This is a genomic window from Paenibacillus sp. 01T422 (assembly GCF_056398785.1).
This window is the reverse complement of the sequence record NZ_JBFTQB010000216.1, coordinates 1-11,602: the sequence shown is the minus strand read 5'-3', so window position 1 is coordinate 11,602 and position 11,602 is coordinate 1. Positions and strand designations below refer to the sequence as shown.

Annotated in this window: 10 protein-coding genes and 1 pseudogene; 2 read left to right on the top strand and 9 right to left on the bottom strand. The window is 49.2% G+C overall.

The window, feature by feature from the left end; all coding sequences use genetic code 11:
• Positions 1-253 (bottom strand): annotated as a pseudogene (locus AC1DUA_RS14290) (proline dehydrogenase); the annotation flags it as partial.
• A 230-nt stretch (positions 254-483) separates the two neighbouring features.
• Here AC1DUA_RS14290 and AC1DUA_RS14285 point away from each other — a divergent pair.
• A complete protein-coding gene (locus tag AC1DUA_RS14285; RefSeq protein WP_477500401.1) occupies positions 484-2,217 on the top strand; it encodes a sigma-54 interaction domain-containing protein in 1,734 nt (577 codons plus the stop codon).
• Between the two features lie 62 nt (positions 2,218-2,279).
• Here the strand turns inward: AC1DUA_RS14285 and AC1DUA_RS14280 are convergent, their stop codons facing one another.
• On the bottom strand, positions 2,280-3,044 hold the full coding sequence (locus tag AC1DUA_RS14280) for an aminoglycoside adenylyltransferase domain-containing protein (RefSeq protein WP_477500400.1): 765 nt from the start codon (positions 3,042-3,044) through the stop codon (positions 2,280-2,282).
• A gap of 36 nt (positions 3,045-3,080) precedes the next feature.
• Positions 3,081-3,656 carry a phytanoyl-CoA dioxygenase family protein gene (locus AC1DUA_RS14275; protein ID WP_477500399.1) on the bottom strand — a complete coding sequence of 192 codons (576 nt, stop codon included), beginning with the start codon at positions 3,654-3,656 and terminating at the stop codon, positions 3,081-3,083.
• A 201-nt stretch (positions 3,657-3,857) separates the two neighbouring features.
• On the opposite strand from AC1DUA_RS14275, the gene AC1DUA_RS14270 reads away from it, so the two are divergent.
• The gene (locus AC1DUA_RS14270) at positions 3,858-4,790 is read left to right on the top strand and encodes an NHL repeat-containing protein (protein WP_477500398.1); all 933 of its coding nucleotides are present in this window, start codon (positions 3,858-3,860) and stop codon (positions 4,788-4,790) included.
• Positions 4,791-5,038: 248 nt separating this feature from the next.
• Here AC1DUA_RS14270 and AC1DUA_RS14265 read toward each other — a convergent pair whose 3' ends face one another.
• The 6 genes from AC1DUA_RS14265 to AC1DUA_RS14240 form a co-directional block, all read right to left on the bottom strand.
• A complete protein-coding gene (locus AC1DUA_RS14265) occupies positions 5,039-6,454 on the bottom strand; it encodes a sulfatase family protein (protein WP_477500397.1) in 1,416 nt (471 codons plus the stop codon).
• A 5-nt stretch (positions 6,455-6,459) separates the two neighbouring features.
• The gene (locus AC1DUA_RS14260; protein WP_477500396.1) at positions 6,460-7,851 is read right to left on the bottom strand and encodes a sulfatase family protein; all 1,392 of its coding nucleotides are present in this window, start codon (positions 7,849-7,851) and stop codon (positions 6,460-6,462) included.
• Positions 7,848-8,387: an adenylyl-sulfate kinase gene (gene cysC, locus AC1DUA_RS14255; RefSeq protein ID WP_477500395.1), complete on the bottom strand. Its 540-nt coding sequence runs from the start codon at positions 8,385-8,387 to the stop codon at positions 7,848-7,850. The genes AC1DUA_RS14260 and cysC overlap by 4 nt, the downstream gene beginning before the upstream one ends.
• A gap of 24 nt (positions 8,388-8,411) precedes the next feature.
• Positions 8,412-9,407, bottom strand: a complete 996-nt coding sequence (locus AC1DUA_RS14250) for a Gfo/Idh/MocA family protein (RefSeq protein WP_477500394.1) — start codon at positions 9,405-9,407, stop codon at positions 8,412-8,414.
• The gene (locus tag AC1DUA_RS14245; protein WP_477500393.1) at positions 9,401-10,849 is read right to left on the bottom strand and encodes a sulfatase family protein; all 1,449 of its coding nucleotides are present in this window, start codon (positions 10,847-10,849) and stop codon (positions 9,401-9,403) included. The genes AC1DUA_RS14250 and AC1DUA_RS14245 overlap by 7 nt, the downstream gene beginning before the upstream one ends.
• A gap of 31 nt (positions 10,850-10,880) precedes the next feature.
• Positions 10,881-11,602: sugar phosphate isomerase/epimerase family protein (locus tag AC1DUA_RS14240; RefSeq protein WP_477500392.1), on the bottom strand; the 722-nt coding region annotated here is incomplete at its 5' end.

Sequence of the window (11,602 nt, the reverse complement as noted above, 5' to 3'; positions counted from 1 at the left end):
CATCTAACGTTTGGATGCACATATCCGCAGACTCCAATGCTTCCGCTTCGCTGAAAACAAACTCCCCTAAATGATCCAGTGTGGCAACACGGCCATCTTGATTCAGTCCGCGCACAGCATTGATAGATTGCTGAATGGTTTCACCGGCAACGAAACGTGCGGCACCAAAACGTAAGCCATAACGCTTCGCTAAGCGATTCGCGGTGCGGCTCTTCCCTAACGATTGAAACATGTTTCTCATCATGAGTTCCATTTGTGTTATTCCTCCAAAGGAATTTGTACAATAGTGTATAATTTATATTTTTATTGTACACTATAAATTATATTTTGAACACTATTTGTTTATGTGTATATTTTTCATATTTTTGAACACATTATCAACTATACTCCTATCATACTCGCCGCCCTTGCAGAACGTGTTGAATCGCCATTAGCTTCGTGGTAAATTTATAGCAAATCAATGCTCCATAAATGAGGTCGATTATGTTCAAAAATGAACACTTTCTGTTAAACACCGAGATAGTAACCGTTTCAATAGATACAACACTCGAAGAAGTTTCCTCCTATTTAAATAAAGGCACGGGTGTTATTGCCCATTCGGGAAGTCACACTTGTTTAATTACACCGGAAGATGCCGCGCTTCTGCCCGCTTTGTCAGCTACGAACATTGAGACTTTACTCGCGAGCAGCTCCTTTTTTCTTGCTGAAACTAGGCAATGGGACGATAACGCAGCCCTGCTAAGCAGCAATCAACTGCCGCGGTCAGCGTCGAATCGTCCTCTTCTGATCAAGGATAAAGAAGGGAACATTCGGGGATACTCCCCTTTATCGGACCTGGTCCATGCTGCGAACTTTGAACAACAAAAGTGGGCTTCTTATTTCACTGCCCTCGCTGACACCGTTACCGATGCTGTCACAGTCGTGGATCGAGACGGCGCGGTGATCTGCTGGAATACGGTTGCCGAAGAGCTGTATCAGCTTCCGAGCGGAGACATTCTTGGGAAGCGGATTGGTGAGCATTTTGACGTGGAAACCCTGATGGTACTCAAAATTTTGGACGAAGGCCGCATGATTCGTAATACCTATCACCGACCGCGCCCAGACACACATGTACTTATTAACGCTTCCCCGATACGGGATACCCAAGGAATTATCATTGGCGGTATAGCGACTGAGCAGGATATTACACAGTTGGTTAGATTAAATGAACAGTTGACGTCTGCGGACTCCTTCGGACTTCCTAATAAAGAGCAAACCGAAGATTTATTTACTTTGATCAAAGGCAAAGGCCCTGCAATCGGCAAAGTCATTGGGTGGGCCAAAAAAGTAGCCGCAACAGAAACACCCGTCCTCCTAATTGGAGAATCGGGTGTTGGAAAAGAGCAGCTAGCTCATATTATTCATCAGTCGAGCTCGCGGTCTGAGCATCCATTTTTAACACTCAATTGCGGCATTGTGCCAGCGGGGCTGCTGGAGGCTGAATTATTCGGCTATCAAGGCGGCGCTTTTACAAGGAGTGAAACAGGAGAAGCCGGCAAGCTGGAGCAAGCCAAAGACGGGACTTTATTCATTAATGAAGTCGAAAAGCTTCCTCTAGAACTGCAAGCCAAGCTCTACCACTCTATCACGCAGCAAACCATAGTTCGTTCGGGAGGAAGCCAACCTATCCGGATTCGGACGAGGATTATCATAGCAACTACGCAGGATCTAGCGGCTAAATTGGCAACCCAAGAATTTCGCTCTGATCTGTATTATGCACTTAATGTTATCTCTATCCGGATTCCGCCTTTGCGAGATAGAACAGAAGATATTCCTGCTATGGTTCACATGTATCTGAAGCAGTTTTCATTACAATATCAGAAGCCGGTTCCCGTGTTATCGCCAGAAGTCATTTTAGCGCTCACGAACTATGCTTGGCCTGGAAATATACAAGAATTAAAAAATGTTATCGAGCGCTGCGTCATTTTAAGTGATGAGGATATTATCCAACTGGAACATCTGCCTGCAGCTCTACAAGAGGGGCAACCTAGCCTCATCTCTTTTGAAGGAGATTCGGCGGCCATTTTATTGAAAGCGAAAGTATCAGACGAGGAAGAAATCACGCTCATCGAGGAAGCGCTGGCCAAGACAGCGGGAAATAAAAGCGCAGCCGCCAAGCTGCTAGGCATTTCCCGAGGCACCCTTTATAACAAAATGAAAGAATATCAGATGGAATAAAGTTTCAAACAAAAGTAAACGTAAAAGTCCCCTTCCATACCCAGATGGAAAGGGGACTTTACTTATTGAGCAGCGTGTTCAAGGGTGTACCTGACAAATGCCAGTGTCTCATCGATTGCGTTCAGCTCATCTCCCCTGCGCCATGCCAGGGCTTGCCGGATCAGCGACTCCCACTTGCTTCCATGTGTGTCTATCATCCACTGGGCTGCGGCAGGTTTTGAGGCGACAAGTCCCTCTTCCATCGTGTACAAACATCTGCACATCGTAAGAATGGCATAGGCTTGATATTCACTCGAATCAATGCGTGATGCATCCTCAAATAACAAGGCCCACCATTCGGTTAAAATGGCCTGCGTAGCTTTAATGAGTTCAGCTGGTGCAACAGGATCAATCAGAGTATCCGGCGCTGGACCATGCAGCATAATGCCATGCTCACGAATGATAGCTCGCTGAATAATCCAATCGCTCGCATGTCCGTCTATACCAAAACTGCCGTCACAGCGTAATGCGGGATGCCAACATTGCTGAGGATCATAGCGTTTCAGCAAAGCTTGTGAAATATAGGAGCCTTCCATGTTGCAAGCCCATTTGAACCCCTGATTCCGCAGCTCAGCGTGCATCTGTTCCAATGCTGGAAGCTTCTCCGCAGGCAGGTCAATCCGAGTTGCCACCAGAAAATCAACATCACTCGTTTCACGATTGAAGTCCCCCAGCGCCAAGGAACCGTGAACATAAACACCAACAACGTCCTGATTAAGTACACGTTTGATACCCAGCAGAAGCTGCGCTAGCATTTCGTTGATATCTGGAAAAGGCGTAGGTTTCAAGTTCGGAATAAGTTAATCCCCTTTCTTAACGAAGGGCTATCTCTGGTAAACCGCCGGGAAGCTCTCTCCGGACATGAACTCACCTGGCGCCACATGAATATGGGGTTCCATCGGATGACCGCCTGTCGGAGCGTAATAGGTATGACCAGGCATATAGTGAACCGCAATCGCCCTGCGTTTCATTTCTGAACGGTTATTCGGACTGCCATGCCATGTCAGACTGTGGTGGTAGCCAACTTGCCCTTTTTTTATTTCAAAAGGTACCGCTTCCACTTTTGCCCCTTCAGGCAGCAAATCCGGCTGTTTGTGAACCGGCATGAACTCGTCGTTCGAGCCTAAATATTTTTGATGATTGCCCCATTTATGACTGGCCGGCACCATCCACATGCAACCGTTTTCGATGACCGCATCGTCTAACGCAACCCATGCGCTGACGAGTTCAGCTGGTTGAATCACCGGCCATAGCGGATGATCTTGATGCCAATGTGTCGGTCCTCCCATAACTGGCGGTTTGTATTGAATTTGGTCGTGCCAGATTCGAAGTGTATCCGTACGGCATAGCTGCGCAACTTCCTCACAAATTCTGCGATTGGCCGCATGCTGTAAATACACATCACTGTGATAGCATCATTGATTCCTCCTCGTTTAATATATCTTTATTGTAAGGTCAGCTAGCCTCCGAGTCGTTAGATATTTCCAACCTGAAGTTGCACTTTTCACAGAAAAATCAAACATCAGAAATTAACCGACCTATTTTATAAGTGCATGGTGTATGATGTTAAAGAAGCTTGTCAACCACTAAGGAGGTTTCAAATGTCTGAGCAGCTTATTATTGGAAACGCTTCACACCTTTACGCCGTGCAAGAAGGCTGGGGCCAACTCCCGGCAAATATCCAGTATGGTTATACACATGGGATAGTCGTGGACGATGAAGATCGTGTGTATGTGCATCACACTGGCAAAGAATCCGTTGTTGTATTTGATAAAAACGGTACTTTTCTTACTTCCTGGGGAAGTGAATTTGAAGGCGGTGCCCATGGTTTTTACTTGCATCGCGATCTGGATGGACAACAGTATCTTTATTTTGCAGACACCAAACGTTCCTTGATCGTCAAAACGACATTATCTGGTGAAGTGCTCCTGCGGATTACTCCCCCAGATCGGGCTGATCTGTATGATGCTGAACGCAAATATGTGCCAACTGATGTTTGTGTCGCTCCAAATGGTGACATTTATGTTGCCGATGGCTATGGTCAATCCTACGTCCATCACTATAATGCAGAGGGGACTTACCTCCGCTCATGGGGCGGGCCGGGTTCTGAGCCAGGCAAGCTGAATTCACCTCATGGCATCTCCATCAATCTGCGCGGAGAAGTGCCCGAAATATACATAGCTGATCGCAGCAACAACCGCATTCAAGTCTTCACCCTTGAAGGGGAGCATGTGCGTTTCGTTGAGCATAATCTGGATCTGCCTTGCTCTTTTTACTTCTTCGGAGATGAAGTCTATCTGCCTGATCTTCACAGTCGCGTAACCATTTTGGACGCAAATGATCGCTTGATCACGCACTTGGGTGAGGATCAACAAGCCTACAAACAGCAGGGCTGGCCGAATCTTCCCAAAAACTATTACCGCCCGGATCGCTTCAGCTCCCCACACGGCATCTGTGTAGATTCGGGGGGCAACGTCTACTTGGCCGAGTGGATTTTCGATGGTCGGGTAACGAAGCTAGTTAGGCAGCGGTAAAAAAAAGGATCGTCACCTAGTCATCATCGATGACTTCGGGACGGTCCCTTTTTTGTTTAAGCAGCGTCCCATCCACTTGGCGGGGAACTACTCGGCTTTCAACCACTTGGAAGTGAACTACAGGACGCTATTTTGGCCAAATCAGCACATTGCAGGTTCCAGACGGAACTACAGGGTCTTATCTGACCACTGCGACAGGTATTTCGGTCAAAATTAGCAAAATAGAGGATCCTAGTTCCCTCCCTCCACTACCCCTTCCGCCCCAGCAGCAGCTGGTCCCGCATCCAATCATTTTGCACGATGCCATCGCCATCCTCGTACAAAATATGATACAGCCGCTTCCGCAGTTCAGCCACAATAGAACCGTTAGCGGGATGATGAATCACGTTGTGCAGCTCATGCGGGTCATGAGCCATATCGTATAGTTCATCCACATCTGTACAATTCCAGATGTATTTCCATTCCCGGGTGCGAATCATTCGCTGCGTGTAGAGGCCGAATTGTCCGCCATTGTAGGAGGCGACAACTTCATCACGCCACTTCTCAGGTTCAGCACCGAGAAGCAGAGGCAGCAAGGACTCTCCATGCAGCCGGTAGTCGACCAACGCCTCCGACTCGCTAATCGCCAGCAGTGTTGGTGGCAAATCCAGCAAGGTCTGGACGAATCGCTCGCACCGGCTGCCAGCCGCAATAACACCTGGCCACCTAATGATTAGCGGAACCTTCACGACGTCCTCGTACAGGACGTAATGTTTATCCAGCATCCGGTGCCCACCACACATGTCGCCATGATCGGTTGTAAAAATCACAACCGTGTTCTCGCTTTGCCCGAGCGTGTCTAACTCTGCGAGAAGCTTCCCAACAGCATCATCCAACTGGGAGATGATTGCATAGTATCGCGCGACGATAGGCGCCCAATCCGCCCAGTCATAATTCTCAATCTCCCAATTCCTAAGCTGCTGCCCTTGGATATAGGGCTTATTCGCGAAAGTTTCACGGAAGCTTCCCCATTCGGGAATGCACTCCGGTGTGTACATCGCAGCGAACTCGGCAACCGGGCGGCATGGCAGATGAGGTTCTTGGAAATTAACTCGCAGCTGCCAAGGTGATCCCGCGCTCTCCTCCGACAACTGCTTCATCAATGCTATGGCCATCTCGGCTGTCTGATGTGTGCGTGTATCCTCCAGAGGCAATGGGTCGATTTCGCCAAAGAAACCGCCAGAATACGCCAGCTCCGGGTACCGTGTCTTAAGCACCCCCCGGTATTTCTCATCGCTGGAAACAAAAATATCGTACCCATAATGCGTCGGATCGCAGGTCGGATGTACATCCCATTTTCCGATATAGCCGTTCCTGTAACCCGCCCCTTGCAAAGAACGGGCCCACGAATAGCTCGTGGGCTCTAGTGCACCGATCCGCATCCCCAAAGAGAAGTTCCAAAGTCCGCCGAAGGATTCGGCCCTCCTACCACAGACGAAAGACTGCCTCGCCGGACCACATATGGGAATATGATTATAGGCACGATCGAACCACATGCCCTCAGATGCGAGCTTATCCAGATGAGGCGTCAAAACAGGCGCCTGCTGGCTATAGCCGAGGCAATCATATCGCAGCTGATCGACCATGATAATAAGCAAATTAGGCTTTTCAGCCATCTCCGTCATGATGGTTACCTCCCCGCATGCCTGGCTGCGGATGCTTCATCGAATCGATCTCGCCGAGGATCCTTGATCCATTCATCCCATGTTAAGCCGTATTGCAGCAAAATCTCATGAATCCGATTGCGGAATGGGAGTCCCGCTTCGATCTGTGTCAGCATGGGATCTGCCCGCCCATTCAGCATTTTCTCCGTCCAATTATCTAACTTATAAGCCAATTCGTCGGCAATTGCTGGAACGCTTTCGGCGATATTCACTGTTTCATCCGGGTCAACGCGCAAATCGAATAATTCCCTAGGCGGACGAACAAAAGGTCCCGCATCCAACGTACGAATAAATTTGTAATCCTTCGTCACGATTCCTCTGCTGGCTTGCCAAGCGCACTCGCTTAAATAAATCGCATCATGCGTCCCATCCGCTTCCCCGCGTATACTCGGCCACAAGCTGCGCCCGTCAATATTCGTAGGTGTCATGATTCCGGCAGCTTCCAAAATAGTCGGCAGCATATCGACCTGCTGAACTAAACCCTTGACCCGGCGTCCCTCCGGAATTTTCCCAGGCCACCGCATGATCATCGGGACTTGAACCGAGGTTTCGTATAATCCGCAGTGATCCCAATAAATATCATGTTCCGTCAAACTTTCCCCATGATCGCCGAACAGAATCAATAAGGTATCATCGTAGACCCCTTCCGCAATAAGAAGCTCATCGAGCTCTCGCAGACGATCATCGAGATAACGTACTTCCGCATCATAAAGCGCATTGACGTAAGTCGCATCCGTTATAGGGCCGAGCAGGTCATAATGATGATGCTTAAAAAACGGATAAGCCGCATGGTTATATGCGGCATGCATACTGCGATTAGCAGGATCATAAGGGTCACGGCTCTGATCATAAAAGTCTGACACATAACTTGCCGGAGGCTGATACGGAGTATGCGGGTCCCAATAATGCAGGAACAGGAAGAAGTCATCCTCTTTATGCTCGCGAATCCACTTGAAAGCAAGTTCGTTGACCGACTTTCCGTCGATGCTCCGCGTCTTTTGAACCGAGTTAATGTAATACCGATAGCCTCTGGCGAACCATTCTTTTAACTGGTACAAATTATCAACAGCAGCTGTCGTAAATCCTTGATTTTGTAAAAGTGACGGCAGCCACGACTCTTTCTTCGGCAGCTGCGTGAGCGGTGAACCGTGTGAAACGACACCTGTTCGCAGCCCGACTTTCCCCGTAAATATACCGGTATGGGCTACTTCCGTCGGAATGTCCGCTGCATACGCTCTTTCGAACAGAACACCTTGCTCCGCGATTTGGTCCATGTAGGGCGATGTCGGCTTCTCATAGCCATAACAGCCCAGCCGGGAGGCGCGCATCGTGTCCATTGAAATGAAAACAATGTTCATACGGCCTCACTCCGTCCTGTTTTTGTCATCAAATAATCCATGATAAAAGAGACATTGCTCTCTACCTCGTCCACATGCGTACGAATGACAATGTCCGGCTGTTCTGGCATTTCATACGGGTCGCCAATACCGGTAAATTGCTTAATCTCATCGTTTCTGGCCTTGGCATACAGCCCTTTCACATCTCGGCGCTCACACTCTTCAAGTGGGCAATCTACAAAAATTTCAACATAACCCGGTAGCTCGGCACGGGCATGCGCTCTCATTTCTTCATATGGCGTAATAGCGGATACGATGACAGTAACACCATTGCGCGATAACAGCTTGCAAAGAAACACAATTCGCTCAACATTCGTGATGCGATCCTGCCTGCTAAAACCCAACCCTTGAGAAATCGTCCGCCTAAGCTCGTCTCCATCGAGCAGCTCTACTTTCCTGCCGCTGACGCGAAGTGGCTCAACTAAGGCACGAGCCGTCGTTGATTTGCCTGAGCCTGAGAGACCGGTGAACCACAGTACCTCTCCATCTATACTCATAACCTTCCTCCTTCGGATCGGTCTTTAGGAAATTGGAATAACAGCACCATTCGCCAGATGGGAACGGATAGCTGCTTCAATGATTTCTTGAACGGCCAAGGCGTCCGCACCGGAAGCTGCAATCTGCTCAGGAGGAACACCCTCCTTCACTTCCTGCAAGAAAGCATCCAGCCGAAGACGAAACGTATCTTCGAAACCTCGCATCCCGCTCATTATCGAATTGCGGTAAACCCGCAGGTCTTCTTGCCGGTGTGGATAATACGTAAGCGATTCATACACATTATCCAGCACAAATCTGCCTCGATCGCCTGCCACCTCACAAGCCTCAATGGGATGAATGCCGAACATATCGTAGCTGCCGAGCAAATGGCCCACCGCGCCAGAAGCAAATTCCAAATTAATGGAAGCTGTTGACCAGACCGTACGACCTGGAGCTTTCGTCAGAAAAGCTTGAACACGGCGGACCTCGCCTGCAAAATAACGCATCACATCGAGCGAATGCGGGTGCAGCGCACGCAAATGGATCCAGGGATTGGATTCATTCGGATTGCCGATCGTCAGCTTCATGTTCACAAAAAGCGGATGGCCAATATCGCCATTCTCCATCCACTGCCTCGCCTTCTTAGCTGCCGGCGTGAAACGATGATTAAGATTGCAGGCGAAACGGACGCCTTTTTCTTTGGCAAATTGAACCATCTCTCGCGCTTCTTCTAGCGAATTGGAAATGGGTTTTTCGACGATGACATCCTTACCGGCCGCAATGGCTTTCATAACAGGCTCTCGGTGATGAGAGCCATTTTCGATTCCGCCAGTAGCTACGCTGATGATATCCAACTGCTCAGCTTCAAGCATTGTATCCAAGTCGTAGTAAGCCTTCACGCCAAACTGTGCAGCAACAGAATCCGCCAGTTCTTTGTTCAAATCGCAGATAGCGATAAGTTCACTATCTGCGTGTTCCTTGTAACAACGGCAATGGATACGTCCAATGTGATTGACTCCGACAACGGCTATTCTCAGCATGTCGAATCGGCTTCCACTTCTGCGGGTTCTCCCTCCGCGTCTGCTACTGCTTCTGCTTCCTTCTCTTTCGTTTGCAGGGAGCGTGCCGTCCTCGGGGAACCGATATGCATGGAATCAAAAGCCTGCTGTGAGGTTTTGAACGGACCGCAGCCTAAGCCATGCCAATTCAAGTTCGTATAGATCGGATTCTCCCGTCCAGTCTCCTGTTCCCGCTTCGCAATATGCGCATTTAACCGGCTCATGAGATGGGCCGCTACTTCCGGCTCTTCATCAACTAGGTTATGCAGCTCCTCAGGATCGCGAACCAAGTGATACAGCTCCACTGGAGGCTTGAAATGCAGATCCGGCTCAAGCGCTACAATCAGCTTCCATTCCGGTGTCCGCCAGCCATGTTTGCGCATCCATGTGCATTCTGTAATATACATTTCACTTTCCGGCACCCGCTCCTCGCCTTTAACGAGCGGAATCAGGCTGCGGCCATCGAATGGGATCTCACACGGTATGCCCAATAACTCAACAATAGTCGGCATCACATCTTTAATTTGCGAGGAGCTAGCTACACGCTTACCTGCCGGCAGCTTGCCCGGAAACCGCAGAATGAGCGGAATTCGCAAATTCGTTTCATACAAGCCATGATGATCATAATAACAATCATGTTCATTCAAGGTTTCACCATGATCGGAGGTGATGACCACGAGTGTTTCATCTTCGATGCCAAGGTATTCAAGGGCTGTGAATATCGCTTGAATACCCGCATCCATGTAGGCAATTGCGCCATCATACTGTGCGTCGATATATTTGCTGTCTGTACATCCCTCCGGGAACCAGGAACTGAAATAGTCAGCGAATGGTCTAAAATCATAAAGCTCATCCAATGAGTGATTGTCTGGATCACACTCATTGCCGTCATAAAACATCCGCTCGAACGGCTTAGGCGGCAAATACGGCGAATGCGGATCCATATGGCGCAAAAAGAGGAAAAACGGCTTACCTTCCTCCTTCAGACGCTGCATTTCCGGAATCGCGACACGATTCAAATTGTCTGCTTTCGGGCTTCTTCCCGTTTCATCAGGTCCCCAGCCTTCGAAATCGATATACTTCTGAAAACCTCGTGCCGAAGGGTTGCCTGTGAAGCCGATACACGTTGTGTTGTAACCGTTTTCTTCCAAGAGCTCAGAGAGCATCTTGACATGGTCGCCAACAGGTCCGCCATGCCGCAGCGCGACAACGTCTGTTCCGAAGCAGTCCATGCCCGTGAGCATGGAGGCATACCCCGGAGTCGTCGGGATACTGGGGGAGAAATGCTGCTCAAACAGCACGCCTCCTTGGCTATATTGATCGATATGCGGCGTTGTCAGCCGGTGATAGCCATATCCACTCATATGATCTCGACGCAAGCTATCTATACCAAGCAGCAGTAAATTCGGCATTTTTGATGTCATGGGAATTACTCCTTCTCCGTTTATATTCGACTTATCTCGCTCCAAAAGAGCGCAGCACGGCATTCAAATAGCCATAGCTTTCAGCTGCTACAATGGAAACTTGCGCAAGTGAATGCCCATTAGCGCCAATAACTTCAAGACATACAGGCCCCTCATAACCGTTATCCACAAGCACTTTGCAGTAACCGATCAAATCAATATCTCCACGCCCGCATGCCTGCTTGTCGATCGTGCCCGGACCTGCTTGCCTGCCACTGCAGTCGCGAATATGGATATGTTTCACGCGTGAAATCACAGCTGGCAACGCTGCTTCCGGATTCTCGCCAGCTCGATAAATATGACTAGGGTCCATATCGATGCCAAAAGCTGGATCTGCAATTGCTTCTATCGCTCTTAACGAGGTAGGTGTGTTATAGATCGAACCACCGACATGCGCTTTCACGCAAAGCGTAACCCCGTTTTCACTAGCAAGCTTTGACATTCTCGTCAGCTTCTCAATCGTGAACTGCAAATCCTCTTCCACGTCCGACTTTCCGCCCGGTCCCACATTGACAACCGGTATCCCGAGCTCAGCCGCAGCCTCGAATGCAAGCGGAAGCCTCGTCTCACTCAGCTCAGCCACTTCCATCGACAGGAGCTTCAGCCCAACCTCCTCGGCAATTCTCCGAATCTCTGGCGCTTGTTCCCGCCAATTATCAAGTTCGAGGTGTTCGCACATGCCTTTGATCGCTGAGAGCTCCACACCGTCATAAC

What these genes read in the sequence shown, in the direction of transcription:
- AC1DUA_RS14270 (WP_477500398.1), top strand. Translation starts at nt 3,858, where the DNA reads ATGTCTGAGCAGCTTATTATTGGAAACGCTTCACACCTTTACGCCGTG.
- AC1DUA_RS14285 (WP_477500401.1), top strand. Translation starts at nt 484, where the DNA reads ATGTTCAAAAATGAACACTTTCTGTTAAACACCGAGATAGTAACCGTT.
- AC1DUA_RS14250 (WP_477500394.1), bottom strand. Translation starts at nt 9,407, where the DNA reads ATGCTGAGAATAGCCGTTGTCGGAGTCAATCACATTGGACGTATCCAT.
- AC1DUA_RS14260 (WP_477500396.1), bottom strand. Translation starts at nt 7,851, where the DNA reads ATGAACATTGTTTTCATTTCAATGGACACGATGCGCGCCTCCCGGCTG.
- AC1DUA_RS14245 (WP_477500393.1), bottom strand. Translation starts at nt 10,849, where the DNA reads ATGACATCAAAAATGCCGAATTTACTGCTGCTTGGTATAGATAGCTTG.
- AC1DUA_RS14265 (WP_477500397.1), bottom strand. Translation starts at nt 6,454, where the DNA reads ATGACGGAGATGGCTGAAAAGCCTAATTTGCTTATTATCATGGTCGAT.
- cysC (WP_477500395.1), bottom strand. Translation starts at nt 8,387, where the DNA reads ATGAGTATAGATGGAGAGGTACTGTGGTTCACCGGTCTCTCAGGCTCA.